Source organism: Pseudomonas sp. FP2294 (assembly GCF_030687625.1).
Classification (GTDB): domain Bacteria; phylum Pseudomonadota; class Gammaproteobacteria; order Pseudomonadales; family Pseudomonadaceae; genus Aquipseudomonas; species Aquipseudomonas shahriarae.
Genome location: NZ_CP117441.1, coordinates 362,993 through 383,263, shown reverse-complemented (window position 1 = coordinate 383,263; position 20,271 = coordinate 362,993). Strand labels below are relative to the sequence as shown.

Here is a 20,271-nt window from a genome sequence, read left to right as displayed (position 1 = left end):
TGTTCAGGGGAGTCCACCGCATGTACCGTTGGTTAGCTGAAAAACTGGGGAATGTAAGCGTCAATCGTAAACTGAGCGTGGGGTTTGGCCTGGTATTGCTTCTCACCCTTCTAATCACCTTCACCGGCTGGACAGGCCTGAGTGGCGTGATCAGCCGTGGCGATAAGCTGGGCTTTATTTCCAGCCTCAATGAGCTGACCAAAGACCTGCGCCAGGCGCGCCTGGACTATGAAATGCGCCGTGGCGAGCAAGGCCCGGAGCGGGTCAATGAGTTGATGGAGAAACTCGACAGCGGCCTGAAAACCGCCCGCAGCCAGATCGAGCAACCGGCAGACGACGCCTTGATCGACGAGCAACTGGCCGCGGTTGCCAAGTATCGGCAATCCTTCAGCGCCATGGTCCAGGCCGGAGCCCAACGCGAAGATGCCCGCAGCAAACTCGGCGCTACCGCCGACAACGCCGTCGCACGCATCGCGGAGATCGAAAAAGTCTTGCTGCAAGGTGACAGCGTCACCCAGTTCAACAGCGTGATCGAGCTGAGCAAGCTGATTCAGCAAGCGCGCTTCCAAGTGCGTGGCTACACCTACAGCGCCAAGGTCGAAGCTGAGCAGCCGGCACTGGAGGCCATCGCCAATGCCCTGAAGAGCGCCGACAGCCTGCGCAGCCAACTGCCTGAGCAGTACGGCGCCAACCTGCAAGAGGCCAGCAACTCCCTCAAGGCCTATCTCGCCGCCGTCAGCCAGTTCCGCGACTCCCAGGTCGCCAGCACCGCAGCGCTCAAGGCCATGGCTGAGCAAGGCGACCTGCTGTTTGATCGCAGCAAGAAACTGACTGCTTCACAAACCGTGATCCGCGACAACGATGCCGCACAGGCCAAGTTCCTGTTGATGCTGGCCGCAGCCCTGGCACTGTTCTGTGGCATCGTCGCGGCCTGGACGATTACCCGGCAGATCGTGATCCCACTGGGCCAGACCCTCAAGGTCGCCGAGCGCGTCGCCGCCGGCGACCTGACCCACGACCTGGTTTCGCAACGCCAGGACGAACTGGGCCAACTGCAACGCGCCATGCAAAGCATGACCATGGGCCTGCGCGATCTGATCGGCGGGATCAGTGATGGCGTGACGCAAATCGCCAGCGCCGCCGAGCAGCTATCGGCCGTTACCGAGCAGACCAGCGCCGGGGTCAACAACCAGAAGATCGAGACTGACCAGGTCGCCACTGCGATGAACGAAATGGCCGCCACCGTGCAGGAAGTGGCGCGCAATGCCGAGGAAGCCTCGGAAGCCGCCGTCGCCGCCGACCAGCAGGCCCGCGAAGGTGACAGGGTCGTCGGTGAAGCCATCGCCCAGATCGAGCGCCTGGCCGGCGAAGTCGGAAACTCCACCGAGGCCATGGGCCACCTCAAGCGCGAAAGCGACAAGATCGGCAGCGTACTGGACGTGATCAAGTCCGTGGCCCAGCAAACCAACCTGCTGGCCCTTAACGCGGCCATTGAAGCCGCACGCGCCGGGGAAGCCGGCCGTGGCTTCGCGGTGGTGGCCGATGAGGTGCGCAGCCTGGCGCAACGCACCCAGAAGTCCACCGAGGAAATCGAAGAGCTGATCGTCGGCCTGCAAAGTGGCACCCAACAGGTGGCGACCATCATGGACAGCAGCCGCAGCCTCACCGACAGCAGCGTCGAGCTGACACGCCGGGCTGGCAATGCCCTGGAAAACATCACCCGCACGGTCTCGGCCATCCAGGCCATGAACCAGCAAATCGCCACTGCTGCCGAACAACAGAGCGCCGTGGCCGAAGAGATCAACCGCAGCGTGCTGAATGTACGCGATGTGTCCGAACAGACCGCAGCGGCCAGCGAAGAAACCGCCGCCTCCAGTACCGAACTGGCGCGCCTGGGTTCCCATCTGCAGGCGTTGGTCGGGCGCTTCCGGGTCTGACACCTCCCCTTCGCGGCGACCCGTCCGGGTCGCCGCATGCAACTTGTGAAATTTCCTACATGTTTTTCAGGCCCTGATCGGTACGCCTGGCGCCCAAGGGAACTAGCGTTCAATGGGTTCACTGTGTCCACGCCCCTCGGCGTCCCGGCACGTTGATTTCCTTTGTGCACTTGCCGGAGGTTGGCCATGCTTCGTCGAATGACTCAACTGCTGGGTAACGCCAGCGTCACCCTCAAACTGGTCCTGGGTTTTGCCTTGGTGTTGGCCCTGAGCCTTGTGATTGCCCTGACTGGCTGGCAGGCCCTCGCCGCCTCGCTCTACCGCTCACAGACTCTGACCGTTCTCGCCCAACTGGCGGTCGCCGGCGAGGAGCTAAGGGCCGACCGCATCGTCTACCGCACCCTGGACGACGAGGCCAGCCTTGGCAAACTGAGCCAGTCCATGGAGAAGATCGACGGATATCTGGCCGAGCTTGCACAACGTCTGAAAGCGCCGAAACCCCAGCAGTATTTGCAAAGCATGGGGAACCTCTCCGAGCATTTCAAAACGACGCTCAAGGATGTCCCCGCGCGGGTCAAACAACGGGAAACCGCCCGTGAGCAGCTCAAACAGAGCTCGGTGCGCACCAGTGACGTCCTCGCGCAATTGGCCAGCGACCTGCCGGACCAGGAAGACGAAAAAGCCCTCGATGCCGTCGAAAGCCTGCGCCTGGCCATCGAACAGGCCGAAGACCGCGCCCTGAGCCCGGCCTGGGCCGCCAGCAGCCTGGATGTCTATACCCAGGAGGTCAACGACGCAGAACGCAGCCTCGAACTCGCCCAGTCGGCCGTGGAGAGGCTACCCGTGGACAGCAGCGCATTGAAAAATGCCGTACTCAACATTCGCACGCACCTGACACGCCTGCGGGACACCCAACTGACGACCGAAACCGCGCAAAACCAGCTCGAGCAGCAGTTGGACCAGCTACTGGCACAAAGCGACCTGCTTACTCAGGACCAGACTCAGCGCCGTGACCGGGAAGCCGAACAAGCCCGCACCCAGACCCTGGCCATTACCGGGGCGGCCCTGCTGTTCGGCGCCCTCGCCGCCTGGATAATCTCCGGGCAGATCGTCAAACCATTGCGCAGGGCGCTCACAGTGGCCAATCGCATTGCCGAGGGCGACTTGAGCCACGATGTGCAGACCCAGCGCCGTGATGAACTGGGCCAGTTGCAATGCAGCATGGCGCGAATGACCCTGAACCTGCGGGGGCTGATTGGCAGCATCAGCGACAATGCCCGGCAAATCGCCAGCGCCGCCGAGGAGCTTTCGGCCGTTACCGAGCAAACCCGGGCCGGCGTCAGCAATCAGCGCGACGAAACCGAGCAGGTGGCGACCGCCATGAACCAGATGCTCGCCACTGCCCAGGAGGTCGCCCGGCACGCCGAACAGGCCTCGATCGCCGCCACCCAGGCCAATCAGCAGACCGAACTGGGCGACCAGGTGGTGGCCGATGCGGTGGCACACATAGAACACCTCGCCCACGAAATGGCACGCTCAAGCCAGGCCATGCTGGGCCTGCAGCGGGAAAGTCAGAAGATCGGCAGTGTGCTGGAGGTGATCAAGTCGGTGTCCCAGCAGACCAACCTGCTGGCGCTCAATGCGGCAATCGAGGCCGCACGTGCCGGTGAGGCCGGCCAAGGGTTTGCGGTGGTGGCCGACGAAGTACGCAGCCTCGCCCAGCGTACCCAGCAGTCCGCTGAGGAAATCGAAGAGCTGATTGGCGGATTGCACAGCGGCACGCAACAGGTCGCCGATATCATGGACAACAGCCGCACCTTGACCGACCGCAGCGTCGGCCTGACCCGCAACGCCGGCGACGCCTTGACGGAAATCGCGCGCACCGTGCTGGTCATCCAGGAAATGAATCCACAGATCGCCGCCGCTGCCGAACAGCAAAGTGCGGTGGCCGAGGAGATCAACCGCAGCGTGTTGAAAGTCCGGGATGTGTCGGAGCAAACCGCCGCTGCCAGTGAACAGACAGCGGCGGCGAGTATCGAATTGGCACGCCTGGGCACGGACCTTCAGCAGTACGTGGGCAAGTTCAAGGTATGAGCATGCCCCTGGGCTTTACAGAACCTGGCGCAAGAACGCTTGTGCCCGTGGGTCCTTCGGCGCATCGAAGAACTGCGCGGGCGCAGCATCTTCCAACAGTTTGCCGTGATCAAAAAACAGCACACGGTCCGCCACTTCCCGGGCAAAGCCCATTTCGTGGGTCACGCAGACCATGGTCATGCCTTCCAGGGCCAGGGTCTTCATGACGTCCAGCACTTCGCCGACCATTTCCGGGTCCAGCGCCGAGGTGGGCTCGTCAAACAGCATGACCTTGGGCTCCATGGCCAACGCCCGGGCAATCGCCACACGCTGTTGCTGGCCGCCGGAGAGCCGTGAAGGAAACTCGTTGGCTTTCTGCGCAATGCCGACCTTTTCCAACAAGGCCAGGGCCTTGGCCTCGCGCTCTTGCTTGCCGCGCTTGCGCACGACTTTCTGCGCCAGGCACAGGTTTTCCAGCACGGTCATGTGCGGGAACAGGTTGAAGTGCTGGAACACCATGCCGACTTCCCGGCGATAGGCGTTCACATCGGTCTTGGGGTCGGCCAGTTGCAGGCCGTCGATGCTCACCGAGCCCGAGTCGAACTCCTCCAGGCCGTTGAGGCAGCGCAGGAACGTCGATTTGCCGGAACCGGATGGACCGATCACCACCAGCACTTCGCCCTTGGCCACCTGGGTGGTGACGTGATCCACCGCGCGCACCACGTGCCCACGGGTGTCGAAGACTTTTACCAGATCGCGGACTTCAATCACTTTGGGCGAGCCTCCGCTCAAGCCGGCTGGCCATTTTCGACAGCGGCAGGTTGATCAGCAGGTACAGGCCTGCGACACAGAACAGGATTTCAAACGGCGAAAACGAGGTGGTGATGACTTCGCGGCCGCTTTTGAGCAGCTCGGTGATAGCGATCACCGACACCAGCGAGGTGTCCTTGACCAGGCTGATAAATTGCCCGGCCAACGGCGGCAGCACGCGCTTGAAGGCTTGCGGCAATACCACGTGGCGCATCGACTGGCTGGCACTCAGCCCCAGGGAACGGGCCGCTTCGCCCTGGCCACGGGCAATCGACTGCACGCCCGCGCGCACGATTTCCGCCACGTAGGCGCCGGTAAACAGCGACAGCGCGGCGATACCGGCGAACTCACGCGACAGGTTCAGCACCGTGCCGATAAAGAAGTAGAAAATGAAGATCTGTACCAATAGCGGCGTGCCTCGCACCAGTTCGACGTAGATCGTCGACAGATCGCGCAAGGTCGGGTTATTCGACAACCGACACAAACCGGTCGCCAGGCCGATGAACAGGCCCAATACCCCCGAAACCAAGGACAGCCACAGGGTGGTCCACAAGCCCCACATCAACGGGCCCAACGCCCAATGCCGGGTCACACCGATCACATCGCCTTCGGCCACATCGTCGCCACGGGCTACTTGCAGGCTGTTTTCGGCCACCGTCAGGTGCTGCTCGGCACCTGCGTCGTTACGCAGGGTGACTTCAGCCACGTCGCCCTTGCGCACCAACTCGACCACCGTGGAAATATCCGCCGCGCGCTTGGACTCTTCGGCCTGGTAGGCAAAGTATTGCGGCACACGGTTCCAGCGCCATTCGTAGGACATCAGCGAGGTGGCGTAGTACAACGCGCCGGCCATGCCGACCAGCACCAGCACGGTCAGCAGGTGCCAGGGCCATTGGGCTTTTTTCTGTTTCATTGCGAGTTCCGGGAGGTGTATCGGCTGTCAGGCCGCCATCGCGGGCAAGCCCGCTCCCACCTTGGAATGCACTCCAACTGTGGGGGCGGGCTTGCCCGCGATGGGCGCGACGCGGTTGCTAGCTTATTCCATGTCCTTGAGCCACTCGGAGCTCTTGAACCACTTGTCATGGATGCGATCGTAGGTGCCGTCGTGCTTGATCTGGTGCAGGAAGTTGTTGATGAAGTTGATGCTGTCGTAGTCGCCCTTCTTCAAGCCGAATGCCAGAGGCTCATAGGTGAAGGGTTCTTCGAGGTATACCAACTTGCCGTTGCCGACTTTTTTCTCGGCCACCACGTTGTACGGCGCGTCGTAGACAAAGGCATCGGCCTTGCCGTTGACCACGTCAAGCACACCTTCCTGCTCGTTGTCGTAGCCGTGGTACTTGGCCTTGGAGATCAGCTTCTTGGCCACCATCTCGCCGGTGGTGCCGAGCTTGGAGGTCAGACGGTACTTCTCGTCGTTCAGGTCTTTGTAGGACTTGATAGTGCCTTCCAGTTCCTTGCGGATCAGCAGGGTCTGGCCCACCACGATGAACGGTTCGCTGAAGTTCAGGCGCAGGTTGCGCTCCTGGGTCAGGGTCATGCCGCTGCCGATCATGTCGAACTTGCCGGTCAGGAACGCCGGGATGATCCCGTCGTAACCGGTGGAGACCAGTTCCAGCTTGACCCCCATGGACTTGGCCATTGCCTTGAGCAGGTCGACTTCAAAACCAATGATTTCGCCGCGTTTGTTGGTCATCTCGAACGGCATGTAGGTCGGATCCATGCCGACTTTCAAGGTGCCGCGCTTGACCGCTTCGTCAATCGCCCCGGCCTGGGCCGTATTGACCGCCAGCAGGGCCGTCACGCCGAGCATCAGCATCGAAAGATACTTTTTCATCACCAAGTCCCCTGACTCATTTTATTTTGATGCGAGCCCCAGCAGGGCTGCACTATTTCTTCGGGGAGCGATGCTAACCCACTCGCCCACTGGCACAAAGGTCTAGCCGGGATTTGTTGGCTGATATGACAGAAAAACCCTACAAAAACCCGGAGAAAGCGCAGTTAGAGGGCTTGCCCTACTGGGCGCCTCCCATGTGAGTATGTAAGCAGTTGTGACCGTCATTCGATCTCCGACAGCCAGTCCGTGTCCCGGAACCACTTGTCATGCAGCCGATCGTAGGTGCCGTCCTGGGCAATCTGATTAAGGAAGTGATTGATCCAGTTCAGGCTGTCGTAGTCGCCCTTCTTCAGCCCAAACGCCAGGGGCTCGTAGGTGAAGGGTTGCTCCAGGGCCAGCAGTTTGCGGTTTTGCGGCTTGGCCAGGGCGATCAGGTTATAGGGCGCATCATGGATAAACGCATCAACCTCACCGCTGACCACCTGGCGGACGCCTTCCTCCGCCGTGGCAACACTCTGCAGCTGTGCAGCCCCCAGGAAGCGCCGCGCCGCCACTTCGCCCGTGGTGCCATCCGCCGCCGCAATCCGGTAGCCGGCTTCGTTCAAGTCTTCAATGCTGCTGACTTTGCCGGCCAGGCGCGGGTGAAGCAGCACGGTCTGGCCGACAATGATGAATGAATCACTGAAGTTGAGTTTGAGGTTGCGCTCCTGGGTCACGGTCATGCCGCTGCCGATCAGGTCGAACCGGCCGGCCAGCAGGCCCGGGATCAGTTCGGTATAAGCCACCGGAACCCATTCCAGCCTCACCCCCAGGGCTTTGCCCATTTCTTCGAGCAGGTCTGCTTCGAAGCCGATGACCCGCCCCTGTTTATCAGTCATCTCGAAGGGCACATAGTTGGGATCCGTCCCCACCTTCAAGACCCCGCGCCGCACGGCCTCATCAATCGCGCCTGCGTGTGCCATCTGCAGCTGTACCAACGCGACAATGCCCAGCAGCAGCATCGACCAGTAACCCTTGATCATGAAAAGCCCCTTTTTCATTACACAGCCGCACACCGGGCGTTGCGGGTTTAGCGCAAACCAGAGGCGGTCGATTCAGATTTGGGGGGCGATGCTAACCCACCGGCAGGCAGGGCAATACGCCTTGAACCAGGGTCTTTTGTATCGAAGTTAGAAGGGTGAAGCAGAAGCGACAAGCGCTGTAGGAGAGGCGTATCAAGCGCCCCCGAGACAGGTCTCGGGGGCGTCTGAATCAGGCAGGTTGCGCCTGGGATGACAGCGGTTGCAGCGGCAGCAACGGCGCATGGGGGTCGGCCTTGACCGACTCGCGCCAGGCACCCAGCCATTCGGCATGCCCCTCGCTCCAGACTTGCTCATGCAGGCGTGCCAGGGCCACCGGGTCGCTGAGCAACGCCACGCGCTCGTTGTTGTTCAGGCCAGCAGGGCCGACTTTCAACGCATGCCGCACACGCTCGATACGCAGCCACTCGATCGGCTCTGCCTGACCATGTCGGGACGTTGCCAGGGCACAGGCCAGGGCATTCTGTTGCGGATCGACCACTGCCCGGATAAACCCGTCATTGAGTGCATGCCAACGGTTTTCGTGGGTATAGCGGTCGGTCGACAGCAGCGCCTGCGGCGGATTGTATTCCTCGGGGATCAGGAACAGGCTTTCGTCGCGGGACTTGAGGCCCAGATTGACCCGGCTGGAGATCACCGACACCGGGATCGACAGCATCAGCGAACCGACAATCGGCACCAGCCACCACAGGAAGCTGGGGTTCAACCACACCACCAGCAGCGCCCAGAAGAAGCCCAGCAAGGTCTGCGGACCGTGGCGCTTGACCGCCTCGCTCCAGGGCGTGGAGTCGTCGTCACGTTGCGGCGAGTTCCAGGTCGCGGCCCAGCCGAGGAACGCGGCGAGCACGAAACGGGTGTGGAAAATCATCCGTACCGGCGCCAGCAGCATGGAGAACAACATCTCCAGGAGCATCGACAAGGTCACCTTGAACTTGCCACCGAACTCTTTCGCGCCCTTGGCCCAGATCAGGATGATGCTCAGCAACTTAGGCAGGAACAGCAGCACGATGGTGGTGGAGAACAGCGCCACCGCCTTGTCCGGATGCCATTGTGGCCACAGCGGATACAACTGGCGCGGCGCCATGAAGTACTGCGGTTCCATCAGGGTGTTGACCGCCAGCAGGGCCGTGGACAGCACCAGGAACAGGAACCACAACGGTGCCGACAGGTACGACATCACGCCGGTGAGGAACACCGCACGGTGCACCGGGTGCATGCCCTTGACCAGGAACAGGCGGAAGTTCATCAGGTTACCGTGGCACCAGCGACGGTCACGCTTGAGCTCGTCCAGCAGGTTGGGCGGCAGTTCTTCGTAGCTGCCCGGCAAGTCGTAGGCAATCCACACGCCCCAGCCGGCACGGCGCATCAGCGCAGCTTCAACGAAGTCGTGGGAAAGAATCGAACCGGCGAACGCACCTTTGCCGGGCAACGGCGCCAGGGCGCAGTGCTCGATAAACGGCTTCATGCGGATGATCGCGTTGTGGCCCCAGTAGTGGGATTCGCCCAACTGCCAGAAGTGCAGGCCGGCGGTGAACAGCGGGCCGTAGACGCGAGTGGCGAACTGCTGCATGCGTGCATACAGGGTGTCCATGCCCGAGGCACGTGGCGCGGTCTGGATGATCCCGGCGTCCGGCGTGGCTTCCATCAGGCGCACCAGGCTGGTCAGGCATTCGCCGCTCATCACGCTGTCGGCGTCGAGGACCACCATGTACTTGTAGTCACCGCCCCAGCGACGGCAGAAGTCGTCGAGGTTGCCGCTCTTGCGTTTGACGCGACGGCGACGGCGGCGATAGAAGATCTTGCCAAAGCCACCGGCTTCGCGGCACACGTCGAGCCAGGCTTGCTGTTCGGCGATGCAGATATCGGCGTCGTTACTGTCACTGAGCACGAAGAAATCGAAGCGGTCCAGATCGCCAGTGGCAGCGACCGACTCAAAGGTCGCACGCAAGCCGGCAAACACCCGGGGCACGTCTTCGTTGCAGATCGGCATCACCAGCGCGGTACGGGCCTCTTTCGGGATCGGCTCGTCGCCGGCGCTTTTGCCGGAGATCCGGTACTTGTCGTGACCGGTAAGCAGTTCAAGGAAGCCCATCAGCGCGGTCCAGAAACCTGCCGAAACCCAGCAGAACAGAATCCCGAACATGATCAGGATGCTGGTTTGCAGGGCGTAGGGCAGGACCTGGGTAGCGGTTTGCAGCAGGGTCTGGTTGCGCACCTCGTCAAAGTCGACGAAGGACCAGCCCTGGTAAGGCATGATGCCTTTCATGTACCAGCCGGCCACAATCGTCTGGCCGAGCATCAGCACCAGCAGGATATAGCGGCGGATCGAACCGACCGTGCGCCAGCGCGCAGCCGGCAGCACGCGCTCGTCTTTCGGCGGCGCAGGAGGGTTGCTGCGGCCGGTCAACCGGCGCCAGCCACGCACCAGAATATTGGTGCGCCAAGGCTCGGGCACCACTTTGGTACGGCGGATCGGCGGCGTGGCCTTGAGGCAAACCCGACCGCTGGCGTCGAGCACCAGCATTTCGGCTTCCTCTAGCTCCTCGGCAGTGTTGAGGGTCAGCCGGCGGCCAACCGACGCCTGCGCGGCGTCCACCGGTGCGTCAAAGGTCGACGACGACAGGCGCTCGTGCAGTTCGGAGAAGGACTTGCAGCCCGCCAGTTCGGCGCGCTGCTCGTCGGTCATCGGAAGATGCGCCAGGTACTCGGCAAGAGTCTCTGGCTGGACTTGAGAATTACTCATCGGCAGGCAACTGATTGCTCCAGGTTTCGGTCAGGACTTGTTCTGTCTTGACTGGCTCCGGGGTGGCTGGGGCAGCTTCTGGCTGCTTGTCCTTGGCGTCTTTCTTGGCCTGTTTCTCGTGTTGCTTGGCCAAGACTTTGTCAGCCTTCAGGACTTGGGTGGAAGCCTGCTCTGGCTCAGGCTTGACGATATCCTGGACCAGGGCCGCACGCATTTCGGTCGGTTTGCCTGCATCCTTGATCTTCAAGCGCAGGGTCAGGCGCCAGCCTTTGGTGTGCGGGTTGTAGCGCACGCTGTTTTCCACGACTTCGCCGTTTTCGCCGACGCTGACCTGGCTGCGCACTGCTGCATCGGGCTTCAGGGCCTTGAGGGACGGGCCTTCGAAGTCCACCAGATAGGCCACGCTGCCGTCTGGCTGACGGATCAGGTTGGACTGTTTCACATCACCGGTAGAACGCAGGGTCTGCTTGACCCAGGCACTGTCCGGCGAGTGGAACGGTGCATCGTTGAGAGTCCAGTGCAGGCGGTAGGCGATATCCAGCGGCTCGCCGGGCTTAGGCAGTTCGGCCGGGCTCCAGAAGGCAACGATGTTGTCGTTGGTTTCATCGGCGGTCGGAATCTCTACCAGATCCACGGAACCCTTGCCCCAGTCGCCTTGCGGCTCGATCCAGGCGCTTGGGCGCTTGTCGTAGTTGTCGTCGAGGTCTTCGTACTGGCTGAAGTTGCGACCACGCTGCAACAGGCCGAAACCACGCGGGTTTTCTACCGAGAAGTTGCTGACCGACAGGTGTTTTGGGTTGTTCAGCGGGCGCCAGATCCACTCGCCGTTACCGGCATGGATCGACAGGCCGCTGGAGTCGTGCAGTTCGCGACGGTAATTGAGCACTTTGGACGGCTGGTTGGCGCCGAACAGGAACATGCTGGTCAGCGGGGCAACGCCCAGCTTGCTGACATTGTCACGCAGGAACATCTGCGACTTGACGTCGACAATGGTGTCGGTGCCCGGACGCAGGATCAGGCGGTAGGCGCCGGTGGCCCGTGGCGAATCCAGCAAGGCGAAGATCACCAGGTGCTTGTCGCCCGGCTTTGGACGCTCGATCCAGAACTCGGTGAAACGCGGGAACTCTTCGCCGGACGGCAGCGCGGTATCAATCGCCATGCCACGGGCCGACAGGCCATAGACCTGGTCCTTGCCCACGACGCGGAAATAGCTGGCGCCGAGCATGGTCATGATTTCGTCTTGCTTGTCGTCCTTGTTGATCGGGTACAGCACGCGAAAGCCGGCATAACCCAGCTGATCGGTGGCTTTAGGATCAAACTTGACGTCGCCGAAATCGAAACGAGTCGGGTCGTACTTGATTTCCTGGACGTCGGTCGCGGTGACTTCGTTGATTTTCACCGGCGTGTCGAAGTGCATGCCCTGGTGATAGAAGGACAGCTTGAACGGGGTTTTCTGCTCGGCCCACTCGGCTTTTTCATTGCGGAAACGAATTTTCTGGTAATCAGCGAACTTCATTTCGCGGAATTCGTTCGGCAGATTGCTGCGTGGGGCTTCGTATTTCTGCCCGGCCAACTCTTTTGCCTTGGCCGACACATCGTCCAGACTGAATGCCCACAGTTGACCCGCGCCGAACAGGCAAAACAGGGCGGAGCCCGTCACCAGTGCGTTTCGTAACCGTTTGGCAGACAATTTTGGTGCATTACAGGGACTAACAATCACGAGCAACCCTCGCCGAAAACAGATCAAAAAACCAACGGCCAGCTATCTATATGCCAGGTTGGCGAGCATTGTTCCGACTCCGATGGGGCTAAATGATTCCCCAAGGGCGACCGGACAAGTCTCTACCTAAATCAAAACTGGACCAATTTACGCTGGTCCCCGTAGCGCGCGATTATCTAGTAGCCCGTGAGATAACGCAGCAGGGGCAACCAAGTATTTGTAGCGAAAACTTGCGTTTTGCGCATTAAAAGTCGTTTTTCATACAATCAGGTCTGTAACAGGAAGGTGACCGGCCCGTCATTGACCAAATGCACCTGCATATCCGCGCCAAAACGCCCCGACGCCACCGTGCCATGCAATTGTTGCGCTTGTGACAACAAGTGCTCGAAAAGCGCCTCGCCCAACGCCGGTGGCGCCGCTTTGGAGAAGCTCGGACGCAGGCCGCTCTTGGTGTCGGCCGCCAGGGTGAACTGGGACACCAGCAGCAAACCACCGCCAATGTCCTTCAACGACAGGTTCATCTTGCCCTCGTCGTCACTGAACACCCGGTAGTTAAGCAGCTTATGCAACAACTTGTCGGCACTGGCGGCGGTATCTGAAGGTTCAACGGCCACCAGTACCAGCAAACCCTGGTCTATCGCACCCACCACCTGCCCCGCCACCTCGACCCGGGCGCCACGCACCCGCTGCAAAAGGCCCTTCATGCTTCTTCAGGGGGCAGATCAAGCAGGCGTCGTGCCATCTGGCCCGCCGCACGCACCAGCGCATCGGTGATACCCGGCTCGGACGCCGCGTGGCCCGCCTCGCGGATCACCTGCAACTCACTGTTCGGCCAGGCCTGGTGCAGCTCCCAGGCATTATCCAGCGGGCAGATCATATCGTAGCGGCCATGCACGATGATCCCCGGCAGATGGGCGATCTTGTGCATATCGCGAATCAGTTGGTTGGGCTCCAGGAACGAGTTATTGGTGAAGTAGTGGCACTCGATACGCGCAATCGACAAGGCGCGCTGGGGCTCGGAGAAGCGCTCGATCAGCTGCGGGCTGGGGCACAGGCCGAGCATGCGGCCTTCCCAGGTGGACCATGTCTTGGCGGCATGCATCTGGGCGATCTGGTCATTGCCGGTCAGGCGCTTGTGGTAGGCGCTGATCATGTCGTGGCGCTCTTCCACCGGGATTGGCGCGATGTAATCCTGCCAGTAGTCCGGGAACAGGCGGCTCGCGCCGGCCTGGTAGAACCACTGGATATCCTGCGGGCGGGCCAGGAAGATGCCGCGCACAATAAGGCCATGTACGCGATCAGGGTGGGTTTGCGCATAGGCCAGGGCCAGGGTCGAGCCCCAGGAGCCACCGAACAGCACCCATTTTTCAATGCCCAGGTGCTCGCGGATCCGCTCAAGGTCGGCGACCAGGTCCCAGGTGGTGTTGTTTTCCAGGCTGGCCCGCGGAGTGGAGCGCCCGCAGCCGCGCTGGTCAAAGGTGACGATGCGGTACAGGTTCGGATCGAAATAGCAGCGACTGTTGGCATCGCAGCCGGCGCCGGGACCGCCATGGATGAAGACCACGGGCAAACCTTGCGGGGAACCACTTTCGTCGACATACAGCGTGTGGGTTTCATCGACGGCCAGATCGTGCCGGGCGTAGGGTTTGATCTGCGGGTACAAAGTCTGCATTGCGCGCTCCGTAAGGGGTCGGGTCCATCCCTGGGGGGACGTCTATTATTTTGCCGTCTGGCATCATAAACCCGAATTGTGCAATGAGCATGTCCTTGAGGACTTAGACCTGTGTCAGTGATCAGCCAGGAAGGTTCGCGCACCACCTGTGGGAGCGGGCTTGCTCGCGATAGCGGCGGATCAGTCGACATATTTGTGAACTGACAGACCGCCATCGCGGCGATGCGGCGATCCGACCAGCCCGCTCCCACATTTCGCCCCCATTGTTTGATCTGGCGCTTACGACGTGAGGACGCCGCTGCATCCTGGAACGGTTGTGGATCCTTTGCGTCGTGTTATCAACACATCCTATTGAACAGCCGCTTTATGCCTCGCCACTGAGTACGCTTGAGGTTTTCATCCAGAAGCCGACAAACCCACAGCAAGAACTGGTGGTTGTTACAACCGAAGTAATGCTCTGAAAAACACAACTCATAATCAAACGGTGCTGCATTGCGCAGTCCACCAGGTGTCAGGTTATTACGCAGGTAGCCGTGAATTTCCCGCTTGAGTAGCAGGACACTGAGGCGGGAATGGGCGTCAACATAGCCTTGCACAATAGCCGGCAAGGAAAGAGGCACAATCGCAGGTTCTCCTTCCCTGCGCCACGCACCGACTTTCTCACCCACTTCGCTATACATGAAACCCGTTAAACGCTGATAAGCCATAACCGCCTCAGATAATCGGAAAGGCGGTCAGCACATAATTAAGCCTCATCCTGCCACCCTGAAAGGATGAGACTCGAAAAGCCGCGTAGAGGCTGGCGGTGGATAACGGCACGGCAAACTCACCAGCTAAACCAATCACCTGCCCTGTTGCAGGTGAGGCTCCCAAGCCAGCGGCTATCGCCTGACCGGATCTATAGGCGTACGACGCAGTTGTCTCGCCGCTGAGCAGTTGTGCGGTACCGGCAGCCAACTGATCAGAGGCGTGTACCCCCATGGCAACACAGCCCATCTTGCTGATCATCGTCGGCTCAGGTAATGCGCACAAAACACCTGCGCCCGCCAATTCGATGATCCCACCAACGACACGCAAACCACCAAAAATTCGATTTGAGGCGATTTCAGCAGCGCTCAGGGATTGGTGTTCCAAAATCGCTGCCATCTGCGCATAACTTAAAACAACTCGAAATTCCTCTTCCTGAGACACCACCGTTGGCCCTTCCTGATCGCAGAGGCCCGCAGACTAACCAAACAACATAGATGTACTAAGGGTGGTAACCACATTAAGGAAATAACCTACTCAAGTTACGGAATAGGCCTTGAAGACAACTGCTTCTGGCCCCACGCCAAGAACCCTTCCAGCAACTGCCTCAACACCACCCGCGTCGGCTCGGCCAGATCCTGTCGATACCTGAACGGCTCAAACTCCTCCATATACGTGCACTGCCCCAACTCCAACTGCACCGCATGAATATCCTGCGCCGGGTTGCCGTAGTGCCGGGTGATATGCCCGCCCTTGAAACGCCCGTTCAGCACATGGCTGTAGTGCGGATGCGCCGCGCAGATGGCTTCCAACTGGCTGGCCAACTCGGGGTCGCAGGCGGCGCCATTGAAGGTGCCGAGGTTGAAGTCCGGCAGCTTGCCGTCGAACAGGTGTGGGATCACCGAGCGGATCGAGTGGGCGTCGAACAGCAGCGCGTAGCCGAATTCGGCCTTGAGCCGCGCCAGTTCCTGTTGCAGGGTCTGGTGATAAGGCGTCCAGATCTGCTCCAGATAGGTCGCCCGCTCCGCCTTCGACGGCTCCTTGCCTTCAATAAACAACGGCACGCCATCAAACAGCGTCGCGGGAAACAGGCCGGTGGTCGCCCCGGCATACAGCGGCTTGTCGTCCGACGGCCGGTTCAAGTCGATGACAAACCGCGAATACTCGGCCGCCAGGGTGCTGGCCCCCAGCTCTGCAGCAAAATCGTACAGCGTAGGGATATGCCAGTCGGTATCCGGCAGGCTTTGCGCCTCGGGGATCAGGCCCGCTGCAACCGCAGGCGTCAGGCGCAGGCCGGCGTGGGGCATGCTGATCAGCAGCGGTGTGCGGCCTTGTTTGAAGTTCAGAACCTTATCCACAGCAGTACTCCTTACTCACAAAGGCAACCTTACACATCGACGTCGACGCCATGGCGCACGACGCGTTTATCCAACTCGCCACCCAGCCAGTAGGCCAGGTCGGCGGGGCGGTCGATCTGCCAGGCGACAAAATCCGCGACCTTGCCCACTTCCAGCGAGCCATGGGTGTCGCCCATGCCCAACGCCGTGGCGGCATGCTGGGTAACACCGGCCAGGGCTTCTTCCGGGGTCATGCGGAACAAGGTGCAGGCCATGTTCAGCATCAGCCGCACGGACAAGGCCGGCGAGGTGCCGGGGTTGAGGTCGCTGGCAATGGCGATCTTCACCCCGTGCTTGCGCAAGGCGTCCATCGGCGGCAACTGGGTTTCGCGCAAAAAGTAAAACGCGCCCGGTAGCAACACGGCGACGGTGCCGGCGGCGGCCATGGCGATGGCGTCTTCTTCGGTCATGAACTCCAGGTGATCCGCCGACAGCGCCTGATACCGCGCCGCCAGGCTGGAGCCGTGCAGCGACGACAGTTGCTCGGCGTGCAACTTTACCGGCAACCCCAAGCGCTGCGCGACCTTGAACACGCGCTCTACCTGCTCGGTGGAAAACGCCAGGTATTCGCAGAACGCATCCACTGCGTCCACCAACCCTTCTGCTGCCAGGGTCGGCAGCATCTCGTTGCAGATGTGCTCGATGTAGTCGTCGGCGCGATCCTTGTACTCCGGCGGCAACGCATGGGCCGCCAGGCACGTGGCACGCACGCTGACCGGCAGCTCCTGGCCCAGGCGCCGGGCCACCCGCAGCATCTTGCGCTCGTTGGCCAGGTCCAGACCGTAGCCGGACTTGATCTCCACCGTGGTCACGCCATCGCGCAGCAAACTGCGCAGGCGCTTGCGGCTGCTGTCGAACAGCTCGTCCTCGGTCGCCGCACGCGTGGCGCGTACGGTGCTGGCAATGCCGCCGCCGGCCGCCGCGATCTCGGCGTAGCTCACGCCTTGCAGGCGCTGCTCGAATTCGCCGCTGCGGTTGCCGCCAAATACCGTGTGGGTATGGCAGTCGATCAGCCCCGGCGTGACCCACGCCCCTTGCAAGTCATGGGTCTGCGCGTAGTCGCCAGGCGGCAGCTCGGCACGGGGGCCGATCCACTCGATCAGCGAACCGGCCGTGACCATGGCGCCATCCTCGATGATCGAGTACTCGCCCCGGGCCATGGTTGCGATGTGACAGTGTTGCCAAAGCGTTTTCATCAACGCCTCCCTAAGTTATCGGTGAGACAAAGCCGGGTCGTAATTGACCTTGGCCGCTTGCCCGGCTGCGGGCTTGACCCACAGCAGGTAGGCGAGGACCAGCAACACGATCCATACGGCGCCCACCAGCAGCGCGGCCTGGGTGTCCGGGAAGTAGCCCAGCACACCAAAAATAAACAGCATGAACACAATGGCCGCCGCCGGCGCATAGGGCCAGAACGGTACCGGGAATTTCAGTTCGGCGATCTGCGCTTTGGTCATCGAGCGGCGCATCGCCACCTGCGTGACCAGGATCATCAGCCACACCCACACGGTAGCGAAAGTGGCAATCGAGGCAATCACCAGGAACACGTTTTCCGGGATCAGGTAGTTCAACACCACGCCGCCCAGCAGCGCTGCGCCCATCACCACCACGGTCATCCACGGCACACCGTGGCGCGACAGTTGCGCAAAGCCCTTGGGCGCCTGCCCTTGCTGGGCCAGGCCGTACATCATGCGGCCGGCGCCGAAGATGTCACTGTTGATGGCCGAGACGGCCGCCGAAATCACCACGATATTGAGGATGGTCGCCGCCGAGCCAATCCCCAGGTTGCTGAAGATCTGCACGAATGGGCTGCCCTGGCTGCCGATCTGCGGCCACGGGTAGATGGCCATCAGCACAAACAGGGTCAGCACGTAGAACAACAGGATGCGCAACGGTACCGCGTTGATCGCCTTGGGGATCACCCGTTGCGGGTCCTTGGCTTCACCGGCAGTGATGCCGATGATCTCGATGCCGCCAAAGGCAAACATCACCACCGCAAACGAGGCAATCAGGCCGCCCAGGCCATTGGGCATGAAGCCACCGTGGGCCCACAGGTTGCTCAACCCGCTGGCCGGTGCGTCAGCCGCCGAATGCACGCCGAACAGCATGATGCCGAACCCGCCGAGGATCATCGCAACAATCGCGCCGACCTTGAGCAACGACAGCCAGAACTCCATTTCGCCGAACACCTTGACGTTGCACAGGTTCAGCCCACCGATCAGCAGGACGATGCCGAGCACCCAGACCCAGCGTGCGACCTCGGGAAACCAGAAGCCCATGTAGATGCCGAAGGCGGTGACGTCCGCCAGGCAGACGATGATCATTTCAAAAGCGTAGGTCCAACCGAGGATAAAACCGGCCATCGGGCCCAGGTAAGTGCTGGCGTACTGGCCGAACGAGCCGGACACCGGATTGTGCACGGCCATTTCGCCGAGGGCGCGCATCACCATAAACACGGCGGCGCCGCCGATCAGGTAGGCCAGCAACACCGCCGGGCCGGCCATTTGGATCGCCGAGGCAGAACCGTAGAACAGCCCGGTGCCGATCGCCGACCCCAGTGCCATGAAGCGAATATGGCGGGCGGTCAGTCCGCGTTTGAGACCTTGTGCTTGCTGGTGCATTTCTCGTCCCTAATTATTGTTATCCAGAGAGAATCCGAACCTATGGGCGACCCCATGCGGGAGCCAGCTCCCACACAGGATCGGTGTGCGGCTTACAGGCTCGGCAGCAGCTTGGCTGGCACCAACTCGTTCAGGCAGCGACTGGCCAACAGTTCGCTGGCGGCGTTGATATCCGGGGCGAAGAAGCGGTCCTTGTCATAGAAGCCCACTTTGGCGCGCAGGATCCCACGGGCCTTTTCCAGCTTGGGCGAGGTTTTCAGGCCATCGCGCAGGTCCAGGCCCTGGCAGGCGGCCAGCCATTCCACTGCGAGCACCCCCCGGGTATTTTCAGCCATTTCCCACAGGCGCTTGCCGGCAGCCGGCGCCATCGACACGTGGTCTTCCTGGTTGGCCGACGTCGGCAGGCTGTCGACGCTATGGGGATGGGACAACGCCTTGTTCTCGCTGGCCAACGCCGCTGCCGTCACCTGGGCAATCATGAAACCGGAGTTGACCCCGCCATTGCCCACCAGGAACGGCGGCAATTGCGACATGTGCTTGTCCATCATCAACGAGATACGGCGCTCGCTCAGGGAGCCGATTTCAGCAATGGCCAGGGCCATGTTGTCGGCGGCCATCGCCACCGGTTCGGCGTGGAAGTTACCGCCGGAGATCACATCGCCTTCGGCGGCGAATACCAGCGGGTTATCCGATACCGCGTTGGCTTCGACCACCAACACTTCGGCCGCCTGGCGGAACTGGGTCAGGCAGGCGCCCATGACTTGCGGCTGGCAGCGCAGGGAGTACGGGTCTTGCACTTTGTCGCAGTTCTGGTGGGACTGGGACACCTGGCTGCTTTCACCGAGCAGGTCGCGATAGGCGGCGGCCGAGTCGATCTGCCCACGCTGGCCACGGGCTGCATGGATGCGCGCGTCGAACGGCGAGCGCGAGCCCAGCACCGCTTCCACGGTCAGGCCGCCACAGGCGATGGCGGCGGCGAACAGGTCTTCGCCTTCGAACAAGCCACGCAGGGCGTAGGCCGTGGAGACCTGGGTGCCATTGAGCAGCGCCAGGCCTTCCTTGGCAGCCAGGGTCAGCGGCGTGAGGCCGGCGACTTTCAGCGCTTCGGTCGCCTCCAGCCACTCACCTTTGTAACGGGCCTTGCCTTCGCCCAACAGCACCAGGGACATATGGGCCAGCGGCGCCAAGTCACCGGACGCGCCCACCGAGCCCTTGAGCGGGATATGCGGGTAGACCTCGGCGTTGATCAAGGCGATCAGCGCGTCGATCACCTGGCGGCGAATCCCGGAGAAACCGCGGCTCAGGCTGTTGACCTTGAGCACCATCACCAAACGCACCAGCGCATCGCTGATCGGCTCGCCGACCCCGGCAGCGTGGGACAACACCAGGGAACGCTGGAGGTTTTCCAGGTCTTCGCTGGCGATACGGGTCGAGGCCAGCAGGCCGAAACCGGTGTTGATGCCATAGGCGGTGCGGTTCTCGGCGAGAATCTGCTCGACACAGGCCACGCTGGCTTCGATCTGCGCCGAGGCGCTGTCATCCAGGCTGAGGGTTACCGGCTGCTGGTAGATGGCCCGCAGTTGGGCAAGGGTCAGTTGGCCTGGAATCAGATTTAGCGCAGTCACATTCATGCTCCTT

At 61.4% G+C, this 20,271-nt stretch carries 16 protein-coding genes and 1 pseudogene; 3 read left to right on the top strand and 14 right to left on the bottom strand.

What is annotated here, in order from left to right; all coding sequences use genetic code 11:
* Window positions 1–20 precede the first annotated feature (20 nt).
* The 3 genes and pseudogenes from PSH73_RS26910 to PSH73_RS01630 all read left to right on the top strand — a co-directional run.
* A pseudogene (locus PSH73_RS26910) lies at window positions 21–1,034 on the top strand (methyl-accepting chemotaxis protein); the annotation flags it as partial.
* A gap of 30 nt (window positions 1,035–1,064) precedes the next feature.
* Window positions 1,065–1,937 (top strand): methyl-accepting chemotaxis protein, encoded by an 873-nt coding sequence (locus PSH73_RS26905; protein WP_370693728.1) that lies wholly within the window; start codon window positions 1,065–1,067, stop codon window positions 1,935–1,937.
* Window positions 1,938–2,123: 186 nt separating this feature from the next.
* Complete coding sequence (locus PSH73_RS01630; RefSeq protein WP_057437200.1) at window positions 2,124–4,031, top strand: methyl-accepting chemotaxis protein; 1,908 nt, start codon at window positions 2,124–2,126, stop codon at window positions 4,029–4,031.
* 15 nt (window positions 4,032–4,046) lie between these two features.
* Here PSH73_RS01630 and PSH73_RS01625 read toward each other — a convergent pair whose 3' ends face one another.
* The 14 genes from PSH73_RS01625 to hutH form a co-directional block, all read right to left on the bottom strand.
* A complete protein-coding gene (locus PSH73_RS01625) occupies window positions 4,047–4,781 on the bottom strand; it encodes an amino acid ABC transporter ATP-binding protein (protein ID WP_057958061.1) in 735 nt (244 codons plus the stop codon).
* The gene (locus PSH73_RS01620; protein WP_057958060.1) at window positions 4,774–5,733 is read right to left on the bottom strand and encodes an amino acid ABC transporter permease; all 960 of its coding nucleotides are present in this window, start codon (window positions 5,731–5,733) and stop codon (window positions 4,774–4,776) included. Before PSH73_RS01620 ends, PSH73_RS01625 begins: the two co-directional genes overlap by 8 nt.
* 123 nt (window positions 5,734–5,856) lie before the next feature.
* Window positions 5,857–6,654 carry a transporter substrate-binding domain-containing protein gene (locus PSH73_RS01615; RefSeq protein WP_057958059.1) on the bottom strand — a complete coding sequence of 266 codons (798 nt, stop codon included), beginning with the start codon at window positions 6,652–6,654 and terminating at the stop codon, window positions 5,857–5,859.
* A 221-nt stretch (window positions 6,655–6,875) separates the two neighbouring features.
* Window positions 6,876–7,676: a transporter substrate-binding domain-containing protein gene (locus tag PSH73_RS01610; RefSeq protein WP_120731312.1), complete on the bottom strand. Its 801-nt coding sequence runs from the start codon at window positions 7,674–7,676 to the stop codon at window positions 6,876–6,878.
* A gap of 229 nt (window positions 7,677–7,905) precedes the next feature.
* Complete coding sequence (gene mdoH / locus PSH73_RS01605; protein ID WP_057437190.1) at window positions 7,906–10,476, bottom strand: glucans biosynthesis glucosyltransferase MdoH; 2,571 nt, start codon at window positions 10,474–10,476, stop codon at window positions 7,906–7,908.
* Entirely contained in the window at window positions 10,469–12,196 is a 1,728-nt protein-coding gene (locus PSH73_RS01600; protein ID WP_057958074.1) for a glucan biosynthesis protein G, read from the bottom strand. The genes mdoH and PSH73_RS01600 overlap by 8 nt, the downstream gene beginning before the upstream one ends.
* A gap of 266 nt (window positions 12,197–12,462) precedes the next feature.
* Complete coding sequence (gene dtd, locus PSH73_RS01595; RefSeq protein WP_057958057.1) at window positions 12,463–12,900, bottom strand: D-aminoacyl-tRNA deacylase; 438 nt, start codon at window positions 12,898–12,900, stop codon at window positions 12,463–12,465.
* Window positions 12,897–13,868 (bottom strand): prolyl aminopeptidase, encoded by a 972-nt coding sequence (pip, locus tag PSH73_RS01590; RefSeq protein ID WP_220172651.1) that lies wholly within the window; start codon window positions 13,866–13,868, stop codon window positions 12,897–12,899. The genes dtd and pip overlap by 4 nt, the downstream gene beginning before the upstream one ends.
* Before the next feature lie 338 nt (window positions 13,869–14,206).
* Complete coding sequence (locus PSH73_RS01585) at window positions 14,207–14,575, bottom strand: hypothetical protein (RefSeq protein WP_128593011.1); 369 nt, start codon at window positions 14,573–14,575, stop codon at window positions 14,207–14,209.
* 7 nt (window positions 14,576–14,582) lie between these two features.
* Window positions 14,583–15,059, bottom strand: a complete 477-nt coding sequence (locus PSH73_RS01580; RefSeq protein ID WP_128593012.1) for a hypothetical protein — start codon at window positions 15,057–15,059, stop codon at window positions 14,583–14,585.
* Between the two features lie 98 nt (window positions 15,060–15,157).
* Complete coding sequence (gene hutG / locus PSH73_RS01575; RefSeq protein ID WP_057958054.1) at window positions 15,158–15,973, bottom strand: N-formylglutamate deformylase; 816 nt, start codon at window positions 15,971–15,973, stop codon at window positions 15,158–15,160.
* A 29-nt stretch (window positions 15,974–16,002) separates the two neighbouring features.
* Window positions 16,003–17,208: an imidazolonepropionase gene (gene hutI / locus PSH73_RS01570; protein WP_120731306.1), complete on the bottom strand. Its 1,206-nt coding sequence runs from the start codon at window positions 17,206–17,208 to the stop codon at window positions 16,003–16,005.
* A gap of 15 nt (window positions 17,209–17,223) precedes the next feature.
* Entirely contained in the window at window positions 17,224–18,633 is a 1,410-nt protein-coding gene (locus PSH73_RS01565; RefSeq protein WP_057437175.1) for an amino acid permease, read from the bottom strand.
* 92 nt (window positions 18,634–18,725) lie between these two features.
* Entirely contained in the window at window positions 18,726–20,264 is a 1,539-nt protein-coding gene (hutH, locus tag PSH73_RS01560) for a histidine ammonia-lyase (RefSeq protein WP_115127187.1), read from the bottom strand.
* Between the last annotated feature and the right edge of the window lie 7 nt (window positions 20,265–20,271).

Bases quoted from the DNA above. Each gene is read 5' to 3' on its own strand.
- PSH73_RS26905 (WP_370693728.1), top strand. From the start codon at position 1,065: ATGCAAAGCATGACCATGGGCCTGCGCGATCTGATCGGCGGGATCAGT.
- PSH73_RS01620 (WP_057958060.1), bottom strand. From the start codon at position 5,733: ATGAAACAGAAAAAAGCCCAATGGCCCTGGCACCTGCTGACCGTGCTG.
- hutI (WP_120731306.1), bottom strand. From the start codon at position 17,208: ATGAAAACGCTTTGGCAACACTGTCACATCGCAACCATGGCCCGGGGC.
- pip (WP_220172651.1), bottom strand. From the start codon at position 13,868: ATGCAGACTTTGTACCCGCAGATCAAACCCTACGCCCGGCACGATCTG.
- hutH (WP_115127187.1), bottom strand. From the start codon at position 20,264: ATGAATGTGACTGCGCTAAATCTGATTCCAGGCCAACTGACCCTTGCC.
- PSH73_RS01585 (WP_128593011.1), bottom strand. From the start codon at position 14,575: ATGGCTTATCAGCGTTTAACGGGTTTCATGTATAGCGAAGTGGGTGAG.
- mdoH (WP_057437190.1), bottom strand. From the start codon at position 10,476: ATGAGTAATTCTCAAGTCCAGCCAGAGACTCTTGCCGAGTACCTGGCG.
- PSH73_RS01630 (WP_057437200.1), top strand. From the start codon at position 2,124: ATGCTTCGTCGAATGACTCAACTGCTGGGTAACGCCAGCGTCACCCTC.
- PSH73_RS01615 (WP_057958059.1), bottom strand. From the start codon at position 6,654: ATGAAAAAGTATCTTTCGATGCTGATGCTCGGCGTGACGGCCCTGCTG.
- PSH73_RS01610 (WP_120731312.1), bottom strand. From the start codon at position 7,676: ATGATCAAGGGTTACTGGTCGATGCTGCTGCTGGGCATTGTCGCGTTG.
- dtd (WP_057958057.1), bottom strand. From the start codon at position 12,900: ATGAAGGGCCTTTTGCAGCGGGTGCGTGGCGCCCGGGTCGAGGTGGCG.
- PSH73_RS01565 (WP_057437175.1), bottom strand. From the start codon at position 18,633: ATGCACCAGCAAGCACAAGGTCTCAAACGCGGACTGACCGCCCGCCAT.